Raw genomic sequence first — 22,460 nt, 5'->3', positions numbered from 1 at the left:
CCACCATCTACAGAGGAATGGTGGGCCGCCGAAACGAGAATGATCAGTCCGATACGGACGTGGGAACCTTGCCCTTGTTCTGCTTGCCGAGGATTGAATTACGACGGCTGTAAGCGAAGTAGACGACGACGCCCAGCGCCATCCACGCGATGAACCGCAACCAGGTCAAAACGGTCAGGTTGAGCATCAGCCACAGGCAAGCGAGGATCGCCAGGATCGGGATCACCGGCACCCACGGCACCCGGAAGGCACGCGGGAGATCCGGTCGCGTCCTGCGCAGCACCAGCACGCCCGCGGAAACGAGGATGAAGGCGAACAGCGTGCCGACATTGACCATTTCCTCGAGCTTGTCCGCCGGGAAGAACGTCGCGGCGAGGGCGACCAGTCCGCCGACGACGATGGTCGCCCGCTTCGGCGTCCCGTTCGGGCCGGTCTTCGCCAGGCCGCGCGGCATGAGCCCGTCGCGCGACATCGCGAAGATGATCCGGATCTGACCGAGCATCAGCACCATGACGACGGTCGTCAGACCGGCGAGAGCCCCGACGGAGATGATGTTGGCCGCCCAGTCGACGCCGTTGACCGCGAACGCTGAAGCGAGGGTCTTCTTGCCGCCGTCACCCGCCGAAGTGGCGAGGTCCTTGTAGTTCACCATGCCGACGACCACGAGCGACACGGCGACATACAGCACCGTGACGATGGCGAGCGAGCCGAAGATGCCACGGGGCACGGCCTTCTGCGGGTTGCGGGTCTCCTCCGCGGTGGTCGCGACGATGTCGAAGCCGATGAACGCGAAGAACACCAGCGACGCCGCGGCCAGCAGACCGAAGACGCCGAACGAACTACTGCCACTGCCCGCGAACACCGAGAAGAGCGACTGGTCGACCCCGGTGGCCGACGACTCGGCGCCGGACTGGGCCTCCGGGATGAAGGGGCTGTAGTTGGCGGCCTTGATGTAGAAGATGCCGAGCACGATCACGAACAGCACCACCGCGACCTTGATCCCGGTGATCACCATCGAGAACCGCGAAGACAGCTTCGTGCCGACGGCGAGCAGCGTCACCAGCACCACCACCACGAGCAGGGCGCCCCAGTCGACGGGGACACCGCCGATCTCGAACGTCGTCTTCGTGCCCTTGCCGAAGATGTAGGAGAGCACGGTTTCGAGATAGGCCGACCAGCCCTTCGACACCGCGGCCGCGCCGACCGCGAGCTCCAGGATGAGGTCCCAGCCGATGATCCACGCCATGAATTCGCCGAACGTGGCGTAAGAGAACGTGTACGCGCTCCCGGCCACCGGGACGGTGGACGCGAATTCCGCGTAACAGAGGGCCGCCAGCGCACAGGCAATGGCCGCGAAGATGAACGAGAGCGAGACCGACGGCCCCGCGTAGTCGCCGGCCGTGCGCGCGGTGAGGGTGAAGATCCCGGCGCCGATGACGACGGCGACACCGAACACGGTCAGATCCCACGCGCTCAGGTTCCGCCTGAGCTTGGTCCCCGGTTCGTCGGTGTCCGCGATGGACTGCTCAATGGATTTCGTACGCCACAGACCGTTTCCGGGCACCCTTGACCTCCTACACCTGACTGCGGTTCCACGGACCCTATCGCCCGGTCGTGACGGCAGCGCGGTGGGAGAGCAACGAATTACGCGGAGGTCGCGCTGGTAATCGGCGGAGTACGGACAGTTGCTCCGGACGGCGGTCGCGGCGGCGGGTTGGAGGTCCGTGAAGGCCTCCTTGAGGGACCCAGGGTCCCTCAAGGAGGCCTTCACGGACTACCGCAGGCTCCGCTTAGGCCAGCGAGCGGTCCAGGTCCGGCTCTAGGTAGATGAGCTTCGCCGTCGGCACCTTCGCGCGCACACGCGCTTCGGCGTCATCGATGGCTTGAGCGATATCGGCGGTCTCCAGCCCGGGCACCAGCGCGAGCTTCGCGGCCACCAGCATCTCGTCCGGGCCGATGTAGAGGGTGCGGATGTGGATGACCCGCTCGACCTTGCCCGCGGCGAGTTCGTCGACGATCGTGTCGAGGTCGGACTCGGAGGCGCCCTCGCCGATCAGCAGGCTCTTCATCTCGATGATCAGGATGATCGCGATAACGCCGAGCAGCAGTCCGATCGTGACGGTGCCGATGCCGTCCCACACCGGGTCGCCCGTGGCGACCGAGAGCCCGACGCCCGCGAGCGCGAACACCAGGCCGAACAGCGCGCCCGCGTCCTCCAGCAGGACCACCGGCAGTTCGGGCGTCTTGGCCTGGCGGATGAACGCCCACCAGCCCGCGTCGCCCTTGATCTTCTTCGACTCCTGGATCGCGGTGTAGAAGGAGTAGCACTCCAGCCCGATCGCGACCACGAGGATGCCGACGGCCACCCACGGCGAGGTCAGCGCCTCCGGCTCGCTGATCTTGTGGATGCCCTCGTACAGCGCGAACACCGACCCGAGGCTGAACAGCATCAGCGCGACGATGAACGAGTAGAAGTACCGGTCCCGCCCGAAGCCGAACGGGTGCGTGCGGGTCGCCTTGCGCTGCGAGGTCTTCTGACCCAGCAGCAGGAGGCCCTGATTCGAGGTGTCCGCGAGCGAGTGCACGGACTCGGCGAGCATCGAGGACGACCCGGTGATGAGGAAGCCGGTGAATTTCGCGACCGCGATACCGGCGTTCGCCACGAGCGCGGCGATGATCGCCTTGGTTCCGCCACCTGCAGACACGTGCAACTCCCCAACTGGTGTCCCGATATGCCGGGTTCGAAGGCTAGCAGTGCAGATGAGCTCCGTGGCGCCGGGCAGGACAGGTCACAGAATTGTCGGAACCCCTCGCTAGTCTCGCCCCTCTCATGACCTGGGGAGGTGCCCGTGCCGCGATTCGGCGTGCTCGGACCGTTGACGATAGAGAGCCCGCCCGGGCGGCGCACGACGCCACGCGGCGATCATCAGCGCGCACTGCTGGCCGTCCTCCTGCTGAACGCGAACTCGTCCGTCACCGTCGACGCCCTGGTCGAGACCCTCTGGCCGGAGACGCCGCCCAAGTCGTACTCCTCGAATCTGCACACCTACGTCTCCCGTCTGCGGGCACGGTTCGAAGGGCTGGAGATCGAGCGGGATCCGCGCGGCTACCGGCTGGTGGTCGAGCCCGGCGAGCTGGATCTGCTGTCCTTCCGTGCAGCAGCCGCGGCGGGGAAGGCGGCGGCGCGGGCGGGTGATCCGGTGGCGGCCGCCGGGCACTATCGCCGCGCGCTGGCGGAATGGCGCGGGCCGGTCCTGTCCGGGCTGCACGTCCCCCGGCTCGACGCGGACGTCGCCCGGCTCGAGTCGGAACGCCTCGCCGCCTTCGAAGACTGTGTCGACGCCGAACTGTCCGACGGCAGGCACGGCGAACTCACCGGCGAACTCCAGGCGATGATCACCGAACATCCCCTGCGCGAGCGGCTCGCCGCGCAGCTGATGATCGCGCTGCACCGCGCCGGGCGGCAGGCCGATTCACTGGCCGTCCACCGCGATCTGCGCGCCACCCTCGTCGAGGAACTCGGCGTGGAGCCCGGCGCCGAGGTCCGCCGTGTGCACGCCGCCGTGCTGCGCGGTGAGGATCCAGCGCCGTCCACCAAGGCGTCGCCGATCTTCCCGATCTGCCAGCTGCCACCGGACATCGCGGATCTCGCTGGCCGCGAGCACGAGATCGCGAAGCTCTCCGGGCTGCTCGGTGAAGGCACGGGCGTACCGGTCGCGGTGATCACCGGCGAACCCGGCGCGGGCAAGTCCACCCTCGCGGTCAGCACCGCGCACCGGCTCCGCCGGTCCTTCTCCGACGGTCAGCTGTTCGTCCCGCTGGCGGGCGCCTCCGACCCGCGCGAACTCGCCGACGTCCTCGGCGACCTGTTGCGCGCGCTGGGGGTCACCGGCCCCGCCATCCCGGACGACGTCGAGGCGCGGGCGGCGGTCTATCGCGGCCGTCTCGCCGATCGGCGGGTCCTCGTGGTGCTCGACGACGCCGCGAGTCCCGAGCAGGCCCGCGCACTGCTGCCGGGAACGCCGGGCAGCGCCGTCCTGATCACCAGCAGGCAGCGGCTTTCCGGGCTCGCCGGGGCGAGTCGCCTCCACCTCGCCCCGCTGTCCGGCGCCGAAGCCATGACCCTGCTGGAGCGGCTGGCCGGGCCGGAGCGGGTGGACGCCGAACGCGCGGACGCGGAGCGGATCGCCAAAGCCTGCGGCAATCTCCCGCTGGCACTGCGGATCGCCGGCAGCAGGCTCGCCATGCGGCCGGGCATGCCGCTCGGGAAACTCGCCGGGAAGCTGGAGGACGAGGTCTCGCGCCTCGACGAACTTCAGGTCAGCGATCTCCAGGTGCGCGGCAGCATCGCGTTGAGCTATCAGGCGCTGAGCCCGGCGGCGCGGCGCGCGTTCCGGTTGATCGGCCGCTGCCGCACCCTCGACCTTCCGGCGTGGGCGGTGTCGACCCTCATCGACGACGAGGACGCGGACGCGGCCATCGACGAACTCCTTGAGGCCAGCCTGCTCGAAGCCACCGGTCTCGACCCGACGGGTGAGCAGCGGTTCCGCGTGCACGACCTCGTGCGCGTGTTCGCCACGGAACTCGGCCGCGAACTGGAGACCCACGCCGAGCGGGTGGCCAGCGTCGCGAAGGTGTCGGACGCGGCACTGTGCCTCGCGGACACGGCGGCCCGCCGCCTGCCGAGGACGGTGCCGATGCCGTTGTCGGATCAGGACGTCCCCGCGCAGCCGCTGCCGGGCGAACTGGTCGAGCGGCTGCTGCGCGATCCCGGAGCGTGGTTCTCCGTGGAGCGGGCCAACCTGGTCGCCGCCGTCTCTTCGCTGTGCGCCGTCGGCTGGCGGCGAAAAGCGTTGCGGGTACTGGAAAGACTGAGCGCGTACCTGTACCTGCACAGCCACTACACCGACATGCGGACGGCGTACGAGACCTTGCGCGACGCCGCTCGCGAGGCGGGCGACAGGCACATCGTGGTCATCGCCGAGGCGAACCTGACGGTGTTGCTGCACGCCCGAGGCGAGTACGAACGCGCCGTCGAGGGCTACCGCGAATGCTCGAAGGAACTGGCGGCGCTGGGCGACAGTTCCGCGCGGGCGTGGGTCGAGACGAACCTGGCACGCTGCCTCGTCGGCCTCGGCCGGGCAGGTGAATCCCTGCACGCGGCGACCCAGGCCCGCGAACTGTCCACTGTGGAGGAAAACGGGCCCGGAGCGTACGCACGGCACGCGGAGTCCGCGGCGTTGCACCGGCTCGGCAAGATCACCGAGGCGCTGGAGATCGACCGCAGGATTCTCGCGCTCGCGCTCGAATGCGGCGATGAACGCCAGCTCGGCGTTGCCCTGCAAGGACTTTCGTGGTCGCTGATGCTCGACGGCCGCCAGGAAGAGGCACTGGAGACGATCGAAGAATCGGTCCGGGTACTGCGCCGGACGACGGCGAAATCGGCGCTGGCGAAGTCGTTGCGCACACAGGGCGCGATCCTCGCCGGTGCCGGACAGCGCGTCGGCGCCGTGAGGGCGTACGAGAACGCGCGACGGCTGGCGGGCGCGCTCGAAGAACGGCCGCGGGAACTTTCCTGCACCCGCGCGATCGCGGCGAGCTGGATCGGTGACGGCCGGGCCGATCGCGCGATTCCCGTCCTGCGCCGCTGTCTCGACGAATTCCGTGCCATGGGCGGGAAACCCGCGACAGGCCTCACCCTGCACGTGCTGCGCAGGGCCTACGAGGCCGTCGGGGAAACCAAGGCGGCCGAGGCGGCGGGCGAAGAGGCGAAGCGATTGGAAGTCCCCCACGACGCCAACGCTTCGACCCTCGTCCGGCTGCTGTTGTCGCTCACCGAACCCGCCCCGGCCTGACCGGGGGGTGCCCGACCCCTCAGACGAGCACCACCCGGAAGTCGCCCACGGTGAGTCGCCGACCCGGATCGGGACGAGCCGACGACAACCGCAGGGTCACCCCTTCGGATGATGATCGCGGAACCCGCCACACGGAACGCACACAGTTTTGACCAAGGACGCGTTTAGTCCTCTGGTTGCGGTCCTTGCACGCGCAACTACCGCAACCAGAGGACGAAACGCGGAGGGGTCAGCAGGTGCCGGCGGTGGCGCGGAAGACCTGGGTGCGCTCACCGGAAAGCGGCCGCACGCGGACGGCGGGGTCGGCGGCCGGGAGCCACACCGATTGACCCCGGCGGAGTTCGACCTGCTCGCCGTCGTCGGCGGTCACCAGCAGGGCGCCCGCGGTGCACAGCAGGATCTGCGGGCCGATGTCGTGGACGGCGACCTCGCCGTCGTCGCCGGCCTCCCACTCGATCCGCGACAGCTCGAACTCCGGTGCGTCGGTGCGGTACACCGACATCCCCGCCTCTTCGGTGCCGCTCTGCACCGGCATCTCACCGCACGCGAAATCGACGACGCGCAGCAACTCCGGCACGTCGACGTGCTTGGGGGTCAGCCCGCAGCGGAGGATGTTGTCCGAGTTCGCCAGGATCTCGACCGCCGTGCCGTGCAGGTACAGATGCAGGTTCCCGGCGGGCAGGTAGATCGCCTCGCCCGCGCTGAGGGTGAGGCGGTTGAGCAGCAACGCCGCGAGCACACCAGCGTCCCGCGGATGCGACTCGCCGAGTTCCAGGATGGTCCGGCATTCGACGTCGAACTCGCCGCGTGCCCGGATGTGTGCGACGCACGAATCGAGGACCTCGGGCAGCAGTTCGTCGAGTGCGGCCTGCGGCAGGGTGATCCAGGTGGTGAACAGCGCGCGCAGCCCGGCCGGATCCGGCTGGGCCTCCAGCAGCACCGCGTACTTCGCCAGCCCTGGCGTCTCGATCGCCTTGAGCAGCGAGATCGTGCGTTGCGGGTCGCGGAAGCCCGCGAGCGCGTGGAATTCGGTCAGCGCGCAGACGAGTTCCGGCTTCGCCGTCGGATCCGGGTAGTTGCGGTTCGAGGCGTCGCGCGGGATCCTGGCCGACTCCTCGCGCGCGTAACCCTCGGCCGCCTGTGCGGCCGACGGGTGCGCCTGCATCGAAAGCGGCTCTTCGGCGGCGAGGATCTTCATCAGGAACGGCAGCCTGCCGCCCCAGCGGTCGGCGCAGCCCGTGCCGAGCTGGCCGACCGGATCGGCTTCGACGAGCTCCAGCAGGCTCCGCTCGGTGCCGTCCGGGCCGATGACGTGGGACGGGTCGCCGGGGTGGGCGCCCATCCACAGTTCCGCCTCCGGGTGCGGCGCCGGCACCGGACGTCCCAGCAGCTCGGGGATCGTCGTTCTGGACCCCCACGCGTAGGGCCGCACGGCATTGCGCAGCAGCTCCACTGTCACCTCAACTCCTCGCCGGGCACGGGTGTGGTGCCGGCCCTCATTTCCTCACGCCGTTGCGGGCGTGTACCTCCCGGCGCCGCCGATGCTGCCGACGGCCAGCCCCAGATAGACCGCGGCCAGCTCGAAACGCAGCGCGAGAACGGCCGCACGCACGATCTCGTCCGTTTCGATCTCTTCGGCCGGGGCGATCACGTCCGCACCGGGTAGCAGGTCTTCCGCCTGGTAGCGAGCCGCCTCCGAGGCCGGCCCCGTCCGAACCGAGAGGAGCAACACCTTCGGCGTCAGGCCGACCCTCTCCTCCGGGTCCGCGAAGATATCGCGATCCACGCTCCCGGACAACGCCGCCCGCCGCAAAGCGGGCCTTGCCAGCGCCTGGCGGTAGTCCTCCACGTCACAGACGAGTGCCGCGTGGGCGGCGAACGCGTGTGCCGCGTGCTCGCCGACGGCGACCGCGACCGGGTCCAGCCCCCACAGCAGTGGCTGGCGATCGGCCACCTTCAACGCCATCGCCTTGGCCGGGTTCGCGAACGAGTCCCTGGCCAGATAGTCCTTCTCGGCTTCCGCGTCGAGATGGTCGGCGAGCTGCTCCAGGTCGGCCACCAGCAGGCCGAGCGCGTTGGCGGTGAGCAGGGCCGCGGCGAGTCCGCGCGGGAAGGCCATCTCCGGCGGGACCGGGAGCCTGGGCGCGAGGATCAGCCCCTTGCCGGCGACGGCGGCCGCGACCGGGCCCTCGCCGGGAGCGGACAGCACGACCGTCGCGCCGAACCGGGCGGCGCGTTCCAAGGAAGCGGCCAGCTCGCGATCACCGGCGTCGTCGGTGTGCGCGAAGACGACGTCGAGGGCACCGATCCAGCTCGGCACCGCCTCGGCGACGACCACCGGCACCGGGCAGGCCGGTGTCAGCAGCGCGGCGACCAGCCTGGTCAGCGTGCGGCTGACCCCTGGCCGGTCGATCAGGACGAGTGCGCGCGGGCGCCCGACGTCCAGGCGATCGCTCAGCTCGAGTTCGGCCGCGGCTTCGGCGGTCGACCGGACCTGGGCGCCCGCCATCGCCGCGGCGCGGAGAAGCCCCGCGGTGTCGGCCTCGGCCAGCCTCGCGGGATCGTCGAGCAGGGAATCGTCAGGGACCGTCGGCATGGGCGCCATCCGGGTTCGTCGGCTCGGTGGCTTCGTCCAGCAACAATACCGGGATACCATCACGGACCGGATACACTCGACCACATTCCGTACAGGTCAGCGCGTCGGCCTCCGGGTCGGCCGTCGTCCCCGTCCGCAGCGGTGCGTGATCGGGGGACGGGCAGGCCAGGATCTCCAGCAACTGTGCGTCAAGCGTGACGGCCATGCTCACTCCCTACCTGTGGGTCATCTCTATGGGTGTTTTCACGACACATTCGTTACCCACGGACAATCGCCAGTACGTCTTCGGTCAGCGCCCGGACGGCCTCGGCGTCGGCGGCCTCGACGTTCAGGCGGAGCAGCGGCTCGGTGTTCGACGGGCGCAGGTTGAACCAGCCACCGCCGGGAAGCTGCACGGTGAGCCCGTCCAGTTCGTCGATTTCGGCGCCTTGGCGGGCGCCGAAGGTGTCCTTGACCGCCATCATGCGGGCGACCTGGTCGTCCACGGTCGAGTTGATCTCGCCGGAAGCCGCGTAGCGCGAGTACTCCGCGGTCAGCCTGGACAGCGGGCCCGACTGCTCGCCGAGGGCGGCGAGGACGTGGAGCGCGGCCAGCATGCCGGTGTCGGCACGCCAGAAGTCGCGGAAGTAGTAGTGCGCGGAGTGTTCGCCGCCGAAGATCGCGTCGGTCCTGGCCATCTCGGCCTTGATGAACGAGTGCCCGACCCGGGTGCGCACCGGCTTGCCGCCGTGTTCGGCGACGATCTCCGGCACACCCTTCGACGTGATCAGGTTGTGGATGATGGTGCCGCCCGGCTCCTTCTCCAGCTCGCGGATCGCGACCAGCGCGGTGATGGTGCTCGGTGGCACCGGCTCGCCGCGCTCGTCGACGACGAAGCAGCGGTCCGCGTCGCCGTCGAAGGCCAGGCCCGCGTCGGCGCCTTCCTCGCGCACCTTCGCCTGGAGGTCGACGATGTTCTTCGGGTCGAGCGGGTTGGCCTCGTGGTTCGGGAAGGAGCCGTCGAGTTCGAAGTACATCGGCACGACCTCGATGGGCAGGCCCGCGAAGACGGTCGGGACGGTGTGGCCGCCCATGCCGTTGCCCGCGTCGACGACGACCTTCAGCGGGCGGCTGCCCGACAGGTCGACGAGCTTGCGCAGGTACGCCGCGTAGTCGGCGAGAACGTCCTTCTGGGTCACCGAACCGCGCTGGCCCGCGAAGGCGGGCACGCCCTGCTCGACGGTGTCGCGGATCTCCGCGAGACCGGAGTCCTGGCCGACCGGGGCGGCCCCCGAGCGGCACAGCTTGATGCCGTTGTACTTCGCCGGGTTGTGGCTGGCGGTGAACATGGCGCCGGGCAGGTTCAGCGAGCCGGACGCGAAGTAGAGCTGGTCGGTGCTGGCGAGGCCGATCGTCACGACGTCGAGGCCCTGCGAGGTCACGCCGTCGGCGAACGCGGCGGACAGCTCCGGCGAGGAGTCACGCATGTCGTGGCCGATGACCACGGAGTCCGACTCGGATTTGATCAACAGGGCGAACGCCGAGCCGAGGTCTCGGACGAGCGCCACGTCCAGCTGCTCACCGACCACGCCGCGAATGTCATAGGCCTTCACGATGCCCGAAAGGTCTGGCACGCCTGCTCCCCGCCAATAGTCTCGTTACAACGCCCTCTGGCGCCTCGAAAGCCTACCGGCGGGCTCTCGCGTCAGGCTCGGCCGGGCAGGACGCGCAGGTGGCCGCGCCTGCCCGACGGTCCCTCGGGTTCGGGGCCGGGCGCGGGCTTGTCGGAGCGGCCAGCTTCACGCACGGCCTCGGCCAGTGCTGTCAGCTCGTCGGCGGACGGGTCGGGAGCGGCGAAGGCCCCCTCGTGCCGGACGACTTCCCAGCCCTTGGGCACGGTGAGCCGAAGGGCATGGGCTTCGCAGAGGTCATAGGAGTGCGGCTCGCTCGCGGTGGCCAGTGGGCCCACGACGGCGGTCGAGTCACTGTAGGCATACGTGAGCGTGGCGACAGCGGGCTCGAGACAACCCGTTCGCGAACACTTTCGTACGCTCCGCACGATCGAGAACGATAGCGCGTCGCGAGCGCGGCGTACCGGCGACACGCACTTCGACTCGCCGAGCGCGTACCCTTCGGTTCGTGGCGACGGCTCGTGATTCCCGACAGCGACGGCGGATGCGCCGGGACCGGCACGGCCGGGGCCTGCGCGGAGCGCTGTATCCGTCGACCCTTCCCGCCGCCGCTAGCAGGGCGGAAAGGTTCGACGCACTGGTTCTTGACGCGCTCGAACCGATCGAAGCGCGGTGGCGGCACGAGCTGACGAAGCTCGACGTCGCCGTCGACGACGTCCCCGAAGTTCGCTCGGATGGCGCACCGACCGGAGTGGACGGCGTGTTGCACGACGGCGCCGTCCCGCTCTCGCGGCTCGTGCCCGCCGGCGTCGACCGCACCGGACTGCCGACGCGCGCCCGCATCGTCCTCTACCGCCGCCCCCTCGAAGCACGCGCGAAGGACCCCGGCGAACTCGCGGAACTCGTCCACGACGTCCTCGTCGAACAGGTCGCGGGCTACCTCGGCGTCGAACCCGACGTCATCGAAGGCGAATAGCCCCTCGCTCTCGCTCACTGCCCAGCCCCCACCCTTCCCGGGGGGCGTCCCCAGCCCAGCGTATCGGCAAGGACCGACGGGACCTGGGGAAACGAGCTTTGGGGGCCACGTTGTCCACAAGTGCATCGGCCTGTGGACAACTCGCGGCAGGGTGCCGGGAACGGGAGCGTCGTGGTAGGCGGATGTCCCCAATGCCACATGGGGGACATCGGCGTACAAAGGCGACCGGGAGGCGGCCGAGGCAGAGGCGGCGCAGCGAGCAGAGGCGGCGCAGCGAGGCAAAAGCACCGAAGAGCGCCTCAAGACACCGAAGGACGCCGCCGCGTAGGCACTGCCGTCAGCAGCGTGAACAGCACCGCGGCGAGCTGCGCCAGCAGCAACAGGTTCCGCGTGGTGCCCTGGTGCTCCACCACCACCTCCGAAGGCGTGGGAGGCACCGAGACCGCCACCTGGTGGCCCCAAGCCCGCACGATAGGCACGGCCTTGCCGTCCACGCTCGCCTGCCAGCCCGCCTCGAACTCCGCGGCCAGCACGAGCAGCCGCCCGGTCGGCCCTTCCGAGACGCGCACCCGCACGTCCGGCAACCCGGCCTGTACCGGCGCCACCCCGGGCGACACCCCCGGCGCGCCCTTCCCGGTCACGGCCGCCTGCGCCAGTTCCGGCGAGATCAACGCCACCTGACCGCCCGCGGGCAGCAGCCGCAGCACCGGACGCCCGTCCGAGGTCGGCGCGGCCGGGGCGACCAGGTCGCGCGCGAGTTCGACATACACCGCGCCGTTCACGCCACTGGGTAGCACGACGTACAGCACGCCGGAAGCCGCGGCGGCCGCGAAGGCCTGCTTCACCGCGTCCGGCGAACCGGTCAGGAGGTCCCGGCGCCACGAGGCCAGCCGGTCCGCGCTGCCGGGCGTCGGCGCGAGTTCGTCGTCGCCGTAGGCCGGCAGCCGCCCCCCGGTCTGCCGCACGGGCTCACCCGGGCCGCCCACGACCAGAACCGAGCGTCCGCTGGAAGCCAAGTCGAGGGAGGGACGCTCACCCGACCCCAGCGGGCCTTCCCGGCCGGCGACGACCGCACCGGTCGCCAGCGCCAGCAGCACGAGCACCCCGGCGACGGCCGTGACCTTCGCCGGCCACGGCGCCGGTTCGATCCTGGTCCCGCCGCGCTGCCAGGTGGCCAGCACCGTCCACAGCAGCCCCGCACCGATCACCAGCAGCGGCACCCCGGCGAACCCGGTCGCGTGCGCGCCGCCCGACATCGGCGTCACCGCCACGAACCGCACGGCCACGAGACCGAGCGCGCCCAGCACGACGACCGCGACACCGCCGCCCGCGCCCTTCGACGGCCGGACCACCAGCGCGACGATCGCGGCCGCGACCAGGACCACCCCGATCGGCCACGCGCCGGGACCGCCGGGGTCCAGCCCGGCGAGATCGGCGCCGGACGCGGCCGTCGCACCGCCGCCGAGTCCGTGCAACAGCAGTTCCGGATGTCGCAGCAGCACACTCGGCCACGGCAGCAGCAGCGCCAGCGGCAGGAAGACCACGATGCCGACCGACGCGATCCGCCGCGCGAGCCCGGTCGGTGAAGGCAGCACCACGAAGCCGATCACCAGTCCGACCAACGCCAGCGCGTGCGCCAGCGGCGAGAAGGCGCCGATCAGCGCCAGCCCGATCGCGCTCAGCGCGGAAACGTGCAGCCACCGCGAATCCGCGCGGACCAGCAGTCCGACGATGCCCGCGATCACCAGCGGCAGCAGCAGATGCACGACGACGACGTCGAGCCGCCCCTGCGCGACCGAAGCCGTGGCCGCGGGCAGCACGCCGTACGCCGCCGCGGCGACGGCACGCACCCAGCGACGCACGCGAAGGTGCCGAGTGGCCACGTACGCACTCAGGGCGGCGAGCGGGATGTCACCGATCAGCAGGATCGCGACCAGCGCCGCGGGTCCGCCGATCGGCGCGAAAATCGCGCCGAGGGTGCCCAGCACCGGCAGCGTCGCGGGCGCGGGACTCGCCGTCCCACCGGCGATCGGGTGCCACGGCGCGAGATACGACGACCAGATCTCGCCGAGGCCGCCGACCGGCAGCAGTTTCCCGCCGAAGAGGTCCAGCCCGAGCCTTGAGCCGTTGACCGCGAACGCGAGCGCCGTCAGCACGACGAGCACGATCACCGGCGGGGCGAACAAGGTCGCGCCGAGCACCCGTTTCCGGTCGACCTCGACGAACACGAGTTCCGGCTCCGGCCGCCGCCCGCCGTCACGCGGCACCGGCGACGGTTTCGGCCTGCCCTCGACGGGTTTCTCGGGGACGGCGACCGCGACGATCCCGCTGGGCCGCCGCAGGCCCGTCCCCCTCGAGCCGACCCCGCGCATCGCCCCCGCGGGCAGCGCGCCGGGACCGACCGGACGATCTTGCGTGGCCGTCAACGCCTCCGGCGGAATCCAGGCGCCTTCCTGACCCGCGCTCTCCGGCACGGTCCCGAGGGCGAAGTCCCGTTCGACACCGCGCCGGACGAGGCCGACGACGCCGGCGCGGACCGCGTTGCGCAAGCGCGTCATCCGCCCGGTGAAGAGACCACGGACATCGCCGGGCCGGTCGGTCTTCCGGCGGTCGGAGCGGGCCGCGCGAAGCCCGCCGCGACCGCGCAGCAGGTACCAGGTCGCCGCGAGTTCTGCGCCGGCCTCGCCGGTGCGGCGCAGCAGCAGGAACGCGAGCGCGCGTAACAGCGCGAAGAGCGGAATTCGAAACAAGCCGAACCAAAACGACAACGGGGAGCAGTTGACGAGGAACACCCGGAGCCCGTGCGCGCGGTTCGCCGTCGCGAGGGAAAGGCCGAGCGCGTCCGGTTCCCGCTGTCCGGTGCTGAGCGCGCGGGCGTGCCGGAGCCGCGCCGTCGGCACCGAAAGCACGCGGCCGCCCGCGGCACCTGCCCGCCAGCCGAAGTCGAGATCCTCGCGCAGCAAGGGAAAACCGGGGTCGTAGCCGCCGAGGCCATGCCAGACCTCCCGCCGTACCAGCGATCCCGCGCTCGGCACGGCGAGCACCGCGGTGTCGGTCTCCGCCGGCGAGATCTGCTGCCGGTGGCCGATGGCATCGGTCGACAGCCCGGCTTCGACGATCAGCCGAGGGTCGCTCCAGTCCACCGCGAGCGGACCGAGCACCGTCGCCGCAGGTTCGTTTTCGGCCGCTGCCAACAGGTTCTCGAGACAGTCGGGTTCCGGCGCACAGTCGTCGTGCAGCAACCAGATCCAGCCGCCGGGATCACCCCAGCGATCGACGGCGTGCTCGACGGCCTCGCCGACCGCGGCACCGAAGCCCACGTCACTCGAAAGCGTGAGGATTCCATCAAGAACCGGCGCCTCGCCCGCGACGCCTTCGGTCGCGGCGGCGTCGGTGAGGATCCGGGCGGTCCGGTCAGTGGAACCGGTGTCGACGGCCAGCACGTGGCGGGGCCGGGCACCGCTGCGCCGCAGCGCGGAAAGCGCGAGTGGCAACCAGTTCTCGCCGTTGTGACAGACCACAATGGCCAGAACGGGGACCGTGCGCGGCACAGGTGACGCGGCAGTGCGAGACAACGGGCACTCCAGATGTGGCGGCGAAGTCGAGTGCCGCCACCCTACGACGCGACTCTGTCACCCGTTGGTGGCCCCACTATGTGGAAGCGGGGCGGGAAGCGATCTCCGGCGCACTAAGGGTGCCGGAGATCGCCGTCACACGGCTCGTTTCTTCAGTTTCCTACGCTCACGTTCGGAGAGCCCGCCCCAAATACCGAACCGCTCGTCATGCGCGAGGGCGTATTCGAGGCACTCGTCCTTGACCTCGCAACCGAGGCAGATCCGCTTGGCTTCGCGGGTGGAGCCGCCCTTCTCAGGGAAGAACGCCTCCGGGTCCGTCTGCGCGCAGAGGGCCCGTTCCTGCCAGTCCTGCTCTTCCGCGGAGGCATCGTCGAAAAGCTCGGTGAGATCGCCCAATTGCTGCTCCGGGACCTCACCCCAACCCACGACTTGCCCCCATTCCCTTCCATCTGCTTCCAACCGCACGTCCGCCTCCTCGCTGTCCACGCACTCCCCAGGCTGGCGGTGTTGAAACACCATCCGCCGCCCCCTTCCAGCGACGAATGACATCACTGTGATTACACCCGTGTAGTGCGGTCAGGTCAAGCGGAGTAGCGAGTTCGGGGGATACCCGCGCGCGGGAGCGCAAGGGGACACGCCGAGAACTTCACATCGGGCATACGGAAGACTGGTGGGGTGCAGAGATCAGCAGTGCGGCCAAGCCCGATCTTCCTCGGCATCCTCGCCCTCACCGTCTTGGGCGGTGTTCTGGCGGCTTTCGGCGACGAGACCACGATTTTCACGCAGAAGTACGACGTGCTGACCATCGCCGGCGTGGTCCTGCTCGTCGTCGGGGGCTGGGTGGCGTCACTGACGCTGCACGAGTTCGGCCACGCGATCGTGGCGTTCCGCGGCGGCGACCACAGCGTCGCCCATAAGGGTTATCTGTCCATGGACGTCCGGAAATACACGGATCCGGTGCTGTCCATCGTCCTGCCGCTGGTATTCCTCATCATCGGCGGCATCCCGCTGCCGGGGGGCGCGGTGTGGATCGAACACGGGCGCCTGCGGTCGCGGAGTGTCCAGTCGTGGGTGTCGCTCGCCGGGCCGCTGAGCAACCTCGCCGTCGGCGTCGTGCTGACGCTCCTGGTCGCGCTGGTGCCGATGGCGTCCGGACTCGTGATCGGACTCTCGTTCCTTGCGCTGCTTCAGATCGTCACGTTCATCCTGAACATCCTGCCGATCCCCGGCCTCGACGGCTGGGGCGCGATCGAGCCGTATCTTTCGCCCGGCGCGCGCGAGTTCGGTGCGAAGGCCCGGCCGTGGGCGCCGCTCGTGCTGTTCGCCGTGCTGTTCGCCGTGCCCGGGGCCGCCCCGTTGCTGTGGGATGTGTCTTACGCGCTCTTCGACTCGGTCGGCGGTTTCAAACTCGCGGCGCAGTACGGCCAGGGCGCGTTCATGTTCTGGAGGTAGTTCAGGTGCCGTCGGGGTGCTCGGAGAACCACTCGTGCGCCCGCTTCCAGACGCGTTTGAGACCGGACCGCTCGCCGAGGTAGTCGCCCGCCATGCCGACCACCGGCAACTTCCCGAGCGCCCGGTGGAAAAGACGGCCGCGAGGACGCTTCTCCAGTTCGCCGACGATGCCCAGCAGCCCCCGGCCAAGTCGCCACAGCGTGCCCGCGGCAGCCTTCAGGGTGATCTTGCCGTGCTTCTTCTTCGACTCGTCGATTTCTTCAGTGAGCTTCGCCGCTTCGTCGTCTTCGGCGGCCTCGTCGTGTTCGGCGTGCTTGCCCGCGGCGATCGCCGGGTCGATGTCGCGTTCGAAGAGCACCCACGCGATCAGCCGCACCCGGGCGCCGACGTCGGTCACGCCGTACTCCCCCGCGATCGCGCACAGCAAAACACCTTGGGACGCGGAGCCGAGCGCGTCCTGCACGGGCAGCCTGTCGGCGAGCGCGCCGCCGAGGCCGGGGATCGCGGTGATCAGCGCGGTGACCCGGCCGACCCGGTTCACCCACCAGTGGGTCCGCTGGTAGTTCGACATCTCCGCCCAGGCCGCGGTGCCGGGCACCTTGACCGAGGTGATCCCGTCGAGCAGCTTGTCCTTGAGCTTGGGCTTGATGCCTTCCAGCGCGTCCTCACGCCGCCCCCTGGCCTGCAAGCCGAACGGATCCGCGTCACGCAGCGCGTCCACCATCGGACCGCAGGCGCGGACGAACGGCCGCAGCACCGCCACGACCTGGCGATCCGAAATCGCTTCACTCATCTTTGCCTCCCTTGGCGGCCTTCGCCGCTGCGCCAAGGCCTCCGCCCAGCGCCAACGCGCCGGGCAGCGCCCCGCCGCCGATCAGTAGCAGTGCCCGCCAGTCCTGTACCAGCACCAGATCACCACCCGGGCCCGTCACGCCCATCCCGAGTACGACTAGTACCCAGACGAGCAGTGGAATCACCGAAAAGGAGGGCTGGACCACTTTGGCGGTCGTTCTCACCAACAGCGGTGTCGTGATCACGGCGAGTACGACGGTCACCGGGAACGGGGCGTCGCCGAGTTTCGGCAGCACGATGCCGTCGAGCCGCAGCGGGAGGAAGAACAGCTCGAGGAGCCCGAGCAGGAACGCGTCGAAGCACAGCACCACCAGCATCCAGCGCCGTCCCGGCGTCAGTGGTTGTGACGGCGTGGTCACGTGGCGAGTCCTCCGAACAGGTCAGCGGCGGCGCCCTCGGCCGGTCCGTGGGCGAGCACGAAGTACTCGTACGGCGTGATCGGCTGCGCGACGTCGTTGCTCAGCGCGAAGTGGTCCGCGAGATGCGGCGACGCGGGCACGCTGACCTGGGTCCCGTGCGCCCGCAGCGCGGCGGCCTTCGCCGGGATGTACGCGCCGACGTCGAGGACGGTCGTGATCGTCTCGTCCGGCGTCACCGGCAGTTCGCCGTCTTCGGGCACCCGGAACGCCGAACGCCCGCGCAGCGCGGCGAGCCCCGCCGCGACGGCGTCACGGGAAGAAACCGTGTGGAACACCCGCTCGACCGACCCGGCCTTCGGCGCGGCGGCCATCGTGATCTCGTACGCGCGGATGTGATCGGGATGGCCATAACCCCCGAAAGCGTCATAAGTGACGACCACCCGCGGTCGCACCTCGTCGAGGATCTCCGCGAGCTGCGCCGCCTGCTCCTCGACGTCACCCCCGGAGAACGCGCGCGGATGGGCCGCGGAAGGCGTCCCGGCCATTCCCGAATCGCGCCAGCGTCCGATGCCGCCGAGGTACCGGTGCCGGGAGACGCCGAGCGCGGCGCACGCCGACGCCAGTTCGCCCGCGCGGTAACCACCGAGCTGATCGGAAGCCCACGAACCGAGGCCGTCGAGGGACGGCGGGATGATCTCGCCCTCCTCGCCGAGCGTGCACGTGACAACGGTCACGTCGGCGCCTTCGGCCGCGTAGCGCGCGATGGTGCCACCGGTGGTGATGCTCTCGTCATCCGGATGAGCGTGTACGAGGAGTAATTCGGGCCGATCGGAGATCACGGCTTGAAGACTAATTCGAACACGGCGCGCATTCCTTTATAGGGTGTCGGGACGGAAGCCCCGAGCACCGACCTTAGTCGGGCGACTCTCGGTTATCCTCGCGCACGTCCGAGGCACTCTTTACCGCCGAGGGCGCGTTGACACGGTCACGGCCGATGTGCCGTGACCATATGTACCCCCACGAAGGGCATCTTGGTGAGCACTGAAGCAGCATCGTCGGACCTCGGCGGCGTATCGGGTTCGGTTCTGTCCATCTCCGACCTGAGCGTCTCGTTCCCGACCGACGGCGGTGTCGTCGACGCCGTCAAGGGCATCGGATTCGACGTCAAGCCCGGTGAGATCGTCGCGGTGGTCGGCGAGTCCGGTTCCGGCAAGTCGGTGACCTCGATGTCGGTGCTCGGGCTGCTCCCGAGGACGAGCCGGATCGCGGGCGAGCTCCGCCTCGGCGAGCGCAACCTGGCCGACCTCAAGGAGAAGGACCTCCAGAAGATCCGCGGCAACGAGGTCGCGATGATCTTCCAGGAGCCGATGACCGCGCTGAACCCGGTCTACACCGTCGGCTGGCAGCTGCGCGAGGCGCTCCGCTCGCACCAGGACATCTCGAAGGAAGCCGCCGACAAGCGCGCCATCGAACTGCTGGAGATGGTCGGCATCCCGAACCCTCCGCTGCGCTTCAAGCAGTACCCGCACCAGCTCTCCGGCGGTCTGCGCCAGCGCGTCGTCATCGCGATGGCGATCTCGTGCGACCCGAAGGTGATCATCGCCGACGAGCCGACCACGGCACTCGACGTCACCGTGCAGGCGGAGATCCTCGGCCTGCTGCGCAAGCTGCGCGACACCCTCAACACCGCGATCGTGCTGATCACGCACGACATGGGAGTGGTCGCCGACCTCGCCGACCGCGTGGTCGTGATGTACCAGGGCACCATCGTCGAGCAAGCGCCGGTGCGTGACCTGTTCGCGTCGCCGCAGGTGGACTACACCCGCAAGCTGCTCGCCGCGGTTCCCGTGCTCGGCCAGCGTCCCGAGGGACGCCGCCTTCTCGACGGCGAAGGCATCTCCCCTGACAGTGAAGAGGCCTCGAAGATCGCCGAGGACATCCGGCTCGAGGACAGCGAACTCGCGGCCGTGATCGAGGAGAACGCGCCCGCGCTCGAGATCAAGAACCTCGTGCTGGAGTACCCCGGCCGCCGCGGCCAGGCGAAGAACCGCGCGGTGGACGACGTCTCGCTGAGCATCGCCAAGGGCGAGATCGTCGGCCTTGTCGGCGAATCCGGTTCCGGCAAGTCGACCGTCGGCCGCTGCGCGATCCGCCTGCTGAGCCCGACCGGCGGCACCGTGTCGATCGCGGGCAAGGACATCACGAACATGTCCAACAAGGATTTGCGCCCGCTGCGCCGCTACTTCTCCATCGTGTTCCAGGACCCGGCGTCCACCCTCGACCCGAAGATGACCATCGGCGAGTCGATCGCCGAGCCGATGGTGCTGCACAAGTTCCTGTCGGGCAAGGCACTGAACGAACGCGTGGCGTCCCTTTTGGACAAGGTCGAACTCGGCGGCCACTACCGCAACCGGTACCCGCACGAGCTGTCCGGCGGCCAGCGCCAGCGCGTCGCCATCGCGCGGGCGCTGTCGCTCGACCCGGCGCTGCTGATCGCGGACGAGCCAACTTCGGCGCTGGACGTCTCGGTGCAGGCGCGGGTGCTGGACCTGTTCCTGGACCTGCAGCGCTCGCTGCAGTTCGCCTGCCTGTTCATCAGCCACGACCTCGCCGTCGTCGACCTGCTGGCCGACCGCGTCGCGGTGATGCAGCACGGCAAGCTGGTCGAGGTCGGCTCCCGTGACCAGGTGCTGCACTCGCCGCGCGAGGACTACACCCGCCGTCTGCTCTCGGCCGCGCCGGTCGCGGACCCGGTGCTGCAGGCCGAGCGGCGTGCGGCCTGGCAAGCGGGCAAGCTCGCCCCGGTGGCCGACTAGCCTCCGGAAGTACGTGAAGGCCCCCTTCCTCGCGCTAGACGCAAAGAAGGGGGCCTTCCTGTACTCGGGGGGCGGGGGGCTGAAGGGGACTTTCCCCTCATCTCACGCGGTGAAGGGCGCTTTCCCCGCATGCCATGCGGGGAAAGTCCCCTTCAGGACACGGGAAACGTCCCACGGTCGCTGTCCCCGATGCCTCATTGGAGACCCTCGGCCGCACGGGGTGGCCCGCAACCAGGCGACCAATTGCGCGGGTCCGGAAACGCGATGAAGGGGCGCCTCCCCACTCGACAGTGGGTCGGCGCCCCTTCGGCGCGTTTGCGTCAGCGCGCGGAGAAAATCACGCCTTCATCTTCCGCTGCCGCGGGTCGAAGGCGTCTCGCAGGCCGTCACCGATGAAGTTGATCGTCAGCGAGATCAGCACCAGCACGACGAACGGGCCGAAGAACAACGCCGGCCGGTTCTGCAGCTGCGAGTAGTTCTCGAGGATGACGCGGCCGAGCGAGGTGTCCGGCAGCTGCACCCCCAGTCCGATGAAGGACAGCGCCGCCTCGATCAGCACGGCCTGCGCGACCGCGAGGGTCGCGTTGACCGTGATGAGCCCGACCATGTTCGGGATCAGGTGCTTGAACACGATGTGGAACGTCCCGGCGCCGGACGCGCGCGACGCGTCCACGAATTCCCGCTGGGACAACGACATCGACTCGGCCCTGGCGATACGGGCGATCGACATCCAGCCGAAGGCCGCCAGCACCATCGCGACGATGTACCAGGCACCCCCGCCGAACACCTTCGCCAGGATCGCCGCCGCCGCGATCTGCGGAACGATCAGGAACAGGTCCGTCACCCGCGAGATCGCCGAATCCGTGAACCCGCGCAGGTACCCCGCCATGGCCCCGAAAACGGTGCCGATGGTGGTGGCGACGATCGACACGATGAGCGCGATCAGGAGCGAGTACTGGGTACCGCGCAGGATCTGCGACACCATCTCCTTGCCGACCTGCGTCGTCCCGAGCGGGTAGTCCCCGCTGGGCTTCGCGAAGGACGGGAAAGAGCTGTCCTCGTAGTCGTACGGCCAGAAGATCGGCATGATGATCACGGTCAGCACGAGGATCAGCAGGATCGCCGTGCAGATCATCGCCAGCTTGTGCCGCAGGAACTTGCGCAGCACGAGCTTGCCCTGGCTGCGCGGCTCCGGCAGCGCTTCCGGGGCGACCTTGCCTTCGGCGGAGTCCGCCGCGATGAGGGAGTTCAAGTCAGCCAACGCGAATCCTCGGGTCCAGGATGCCGTACATCAGGTCGGCGATCAGGTTGGCGATGATGATGCTCGTGGCGATGACCACCAGCCAGCCCATCATCACCTGGGGATCGCTCTTGGTCACGGCTTCTACGAGCAACTTACCCATGCCGTTCCAGTTGAACACCGACTCGGTGATGATCGCGCCCGAGAGCACGGCACCGAAGTTGACGGAGAACAACGTGGTCACCGGGATCAGGGCGTTCCGGAACGCGTGGCGGAAGATGATCCGCCCGTTGGCGAGGCCCTTGGCCCGCGCGGTCCGGACGTAGTCGGCGTTCAGCGTCTCCAGCATCGAGGCCCGCTGGAACCGGCTGTACGCGGCGAAGCTGATCGCCATGATGGACAGCGTCGGCAACAGGTAGGCGCCCACGTAACTGGCCAGGAACCCGCCTGGACCGTCGAAATTCAACGATTCCGGGCTCGTGGTGCGAATCCAGGGATTACCGAGCACATCGGACAGTCCCAGGTCCCGGACCCAGCCGTTGAACTGGATCGCGTAGCCCTTCAGGACGATCGCGACACAGAAGATCGGCATCGAGAACAGCAAGAACGCCAGCGTCGTGGCGATGTAGTCGATGATCGAGTACTGCTTGACCGCGGCGACGACACCGACGAGGACGCCGAGGACCAGCGCGAGCAGTTCCGCGCCGACGACGAGCTTCGCGGTGACCTCGAACGCGGCTATGACCTTCGGGAACACCGGAGCCAGCGCGTTGCCTTGGGCGATCGAAATGCCCCAGTCCCCGCTCACGAAGCTGCCGAGCCAGTCGAAGTACCGGAGAACGATGTTCTTGTCCAGACCGAGCTGACTCGCGATCTGGTTCAGGGTCTCCTGACTCATGGCGGGGTTGCTTCTCAGCTCACCCAGCGGGTCGCCCGTGCCGGCGACCATGATGAAACACAGAAAAGTCCCGACCAGCAGGACGGGGATCGAGATCGCCAGACGGCGAAGGATGTAGATCACCAGGTTCAACGAACTGCTCCTCATCCGGGCCTGGCCGCCGAAGTACTGGACCGCTGCCCGGTTGTCCACCGTAGTGGCGGTAACCCCACGGTCAACAGCTACTTCCGG

At 69.3% G+C, this 22,460-nt stretch carries 18 protein-coding genes; 4 read left to right on the top strand and 14 right to left on the bottom strand.

Features of this window, described 5'->3' with window-relative positions; genetic code table 11:
• Nucleotides 1-43: 43 nt before the first annotated feature.
• The gene (locus tag ACM6LR_RS14125) at nucleotides 44-1,564 is read right to left on the bottom strand and encodes an amino acid permease (protein WP_414943931.1); all 1,521 of its coding nucleotides are present in this window, start codon (nucleotides 1,562-1,564) and stop codon (nucleotides 44-46) included.
• Nucleotides 1,565-1,790: 226 nt separating this feature from the next.
• Nucleotides 1,791-2,705, bottom strand: coding sequence for a cation diffusion facilitator family transporter (locus tag ACM6LR_RS14120; RefSeq protein WP_414939496.1), 915 nt, complete (start codon nucleotides 2,703-2,705; stop codon nucleotides 1,791-1,793).
• A 144-nt stretch (nucleotides 2,706-2,849) separates the two neighbouring features.
• Between ACM6LR_RS14120 and ACM6LR_RS14115 the strand changes: the two genes are divergently transcribed.
• Entirely contained in the window at nucleotides 2,850-5,855 is a 3,006-nt protein-coding gene (locus ACM6LR_RS14115; protein WP_414943930.1) for a BTAD domain-containing putative transcriptional regulator, read from the top strand.
• A gap of 229 nt (nucleotides 5,856-6,084) precedes the next feature.
• On the opposite strand, the gene manA is transcribed toward ACM6LR_RS14115, so the two are convergent.
• From manA to ACM6LR_RS14090, 5 genes are all read right to left on the bottom strand, one after another.
• Nucleotides 6,085-7,308: a mannose-6-phosphate isomerase, class I gene (manA, locus tag ACM6LR_RS14110; RefSeq protein WP_414939569.1), complete on the bottom strand. Its 1,224-nt coding sequence runs from the start codon at nucleotides 7,306-7,308 to the stop codon at nucleotides 6,085-6,087.
• Between the two features lie 51 nt (nucleotides 7,309-7,359).
• Nucleotides 7,360-8,451: a hypothetical protein gene (locus ACM6LR_RS14105; protein WP_414939498.1), complete on the bottom strand. Its 1,092-nt coding sequence runs from the start codon at nucleotides 8,449-8,451 to the stop codon at nucleotides 7,360-7,362.
• A complete protein-coding gene (locus ACM6LR_RS14100) occupies nucleotides 8,435-8,656 on the bottom strand; it encodes a Trm112 family protein (RefSeq protein WP_409490459.1) in 222 nt (73 codons plus the stop codon). Before ACM6LR_RS14100 ends, ACM6LR_RS14105 begins: the two co-directional genes overlap by 17 nt.
• A 52-nt stretch (nucleotides 8,657-8,708) precedes the next feature.
• Nucleotides 8,709-10,064 (bottom strand): phosphomannomutase/phosphoglucomutase, encoded by a 1,356-nt coding sequence (locus ACM6LR_RS14095; protein ID WP_414939500.1) that lies wholly within the window; start codon nucleotides 10,062-10,064, stop codon nucleotides 8,709-8,711.
• Nucleotides 10,065-10,135: 71 nt separating this feature from the next.
• Nucleotides 10,136-10,489, bottom strand: coding sequence for a DUF3499 domain-containing protein (locus ACM6LR_RS14090; protein ID WP_083255246.1), 354 nt, complete (start codon nucleotides 10,487-10,489; stop codon nucleotides 10,136-10,138).
• Nucleotides 10,490-10,605: 116 nt separating this feature from the next.
• Here ACM6LR_RS14090 and ACM6LR_RS14085 point away from each other — a divergent pair, with 116 nt between their 5' ends.
• Nucleotides 10,606-11,037 carry a metallopeptidase family protein gene (locus tag ACM6LR_RS14085; protein WP_414939570.1) on the top strand — a complete coding sequence of 144 codons (432 nt, stop codon included), beginning with the start codon at nucleotides 10,606-10,608 and terminating at the stop codon, nucleotides 11,035-11,037.
• Between the two features lie 299 nt (nucleotides 11,038-11,336).
• On the opposite strand, the gene ACM6LR_RS14080 is transcribed toward ACM6LR_RS14085, so the two are convergent.
• Both ACM6LR_RS14080 and ACM6LR_RS14075 read right to left on the bottom strand, forming a co-directional pair.
• Nucleotides 11,337-14,612: a glycosyltransferase gene (locus ACM6LR_RS14080; RefSeq protein WP_414939501.1), complete on the bottom strand. Its 3,276-nt coding sequence runs from the start codon at nucleotides 14,610-14,612 to the stop codon at nucleotides 11,337-11,339.
• Nucleotides 14,613-14,747: 135 nt separating this feature from the next.
• Nucleotides 14,748-15,131: a WhiB family transcriptional regulator gene (locus tag ACM6LR_RS14075; RefSeq protein ID WP_007028952.1), complete on the bottom strand. Its 384-nt coding sequence runs from the start codon at nucleotides 15,129-15,131 to the stop codon at nucleotides 14,748-14,750.
• 171 nt (nucleotides 15,132-15,302) lie between these two features.
• Here ACM6LR_RS14075 and ACM6LR_RS14070 point away from each other — a divergent pair, with 171 nt between their 5' ends.
• Nucleotides 15,303-16,064, top strand: coding sequence for a site-2 protease family protein (locus tag ACM6LR_RS14070; RefSeq protein ID WP_414939571.1), 762 nt, complete (start codon nucleotides 15,303-15,305; stop codon nucleotides 16,062-16,064).
• 1 nt (nucleotide 16,065) lies between these two features.
• On the opposite strand, the gene ACM6LR_RS14065 is transcribed toward ACM6LR_RS14070, so the two are convergent.
• The 3 genes from ACM6LR_RS14065 to mshB are packed head-to-tail and all read right to left on the bottom strand — an operon-like array spanning nucleotide 16,066 to nucleotide 18,114.
• Nucleotides 16,066-16,857, bottom strand: coding sequence for a hypothetical protein (locus ACM6LR_RS14065; RefSeq protein ID WP_414939502.1), 792 nt, complete (start codon nucleotides 16,855-16,857; stop codon nucleotides 16,066-16,068).
• Entirely contained in the window at nucleotides 16,850-17,275 is a 426-nt protein-coding gene (locus tag ACM6LR_RS14060) for a hypothetical protein (RefSeq protein WP_414943929.1), read from the bottom strand. The genes ACM6LR_RS14065 and ACM6LR_RS14060 overlap by 8 nt, the downstream gene beginning before the upstream one ends.
• Entirely contained in the window at nucleotides 17,272-18,114 is an 843-nt protein-coding gene (mshB, locus tag ACM6LR_RS14055) for an N-acetyl-1-D-myo-inositol-2-amino-2-deoxy-alpha-D-glucopyranoside deacetylase (protein ID WP_414939504.1), read from the bottom strand. The genes ACM6LR_RS14060 and mshB overlap by 4 nt, the downstream gene beginning before the upstream one ends.
• A gap of 195 nt (nucleotides 18,115-18,309) precedes the next feature.
• Here mshB and ACM6LR_RS14050 point away from each other — a divergent pair, with 195 nt between their 5' ends.
• Nucleotides 18,310-20,091, top strand: a complete 1,782-nt coding sequence (locus tag ACM6LR_RS14050) for an ABC transporter ATP-binding protein (RefSeq protein ID WP_414939505.1) — start codon at nucleotides 18,310-18,312, stop codon at nucleotides 20,089-20,091.
• A 337-nt stretch (nucleotides 20,092-20,428) separates the two neighbouring features.
• On the opposite strand, the gene ACM6LR_RS14045 is transcribed toward ACM6LR_RS14050, so the two are convergent.
• Both ACM6LR_RS14045 and ACM6LR_RS14040 read right to left on the bottom strand, forming a co-directional pair.
• Complete coding sequence (locus ACM6LR_RS14045; RefSeq protein WP_414939506.1) at nucleotides 20,429-21,352, bottom strand: ABC transporter permease; 924 nt, start codon at nucleotides 21,350-21,352, stop codon at nucleotides 20,429-20,431.
• Complete coding sequence (locus ACM6LR_RS14040) at nucleotides 21,345-22,361, bottom strand: ABC transporter permease (RefSeq protein WP_414939572.1); 1,017 nt, start codon at nucleotides 22,359-22,361, stop codon at nucleotides 21,345-21,347. Before ACM6LR_RS14040 ends, ACM6LR_RS14045 begins: the two co-directional genes overlap by 8 nt.
• Between the last annotated feature and the right edge of the window lie 99 nt (nucleotides 22,362-22,460).

The organism is Amycolatopsis sp. cmx-11-32, from assembly GCF_047608695.1.
In the GTDB taxonomy this organism is placed as follows: Bacteria; Actinomycetota; Actinomycetes; order Mycobacteriales; family Pseudonocardiaceae; genus Amycolatopsis.
This window is presented reverse-complemented; position numbering and strand designations above follow the sequence as displayed.

Bases quoted from the DNA above. Each gene is read 5' to 3' on its own strand.
- ACM6LR_RS14085 (WP_414939570.1), top strand. From the start codon at position 10,606: ATGCGCCGGGACCGGCACGGCCGGGGCCTGCGCGGAGCGCTGTATCCG.
- ACM6LR_RS14100 (WP_409490459.1), bottom strand. From the start codon at position 8,656: ATGGCCGTCACGCTTGACGCACAGTTGCTGGAGATCCTGGCCTGCCCG.
- ACM6LR_RS14105 (WP_414939498.1), bottom strand. From the start codon at position 8,451: ATGCCGACGGTCCCTGACGATTCCCTGCTCGACGATCCCGCGAGGCTG.
- ACM6LR_RS14065 (WP_414939502.1), bottom strand. From the start codon at position 16,857: ATGAGTGAAGCGATTTCGGATCGCCAGGTCGTGGCGGTGCTGCGGCCG.
- ACM6LR_RS14075 (WP_007028952.1), bottom strand. From the start codon at position 15,131: ATGGTGTTTCAACACCGCCAGCCTGGGGAGTGCGTGGACAGCGAGGAG.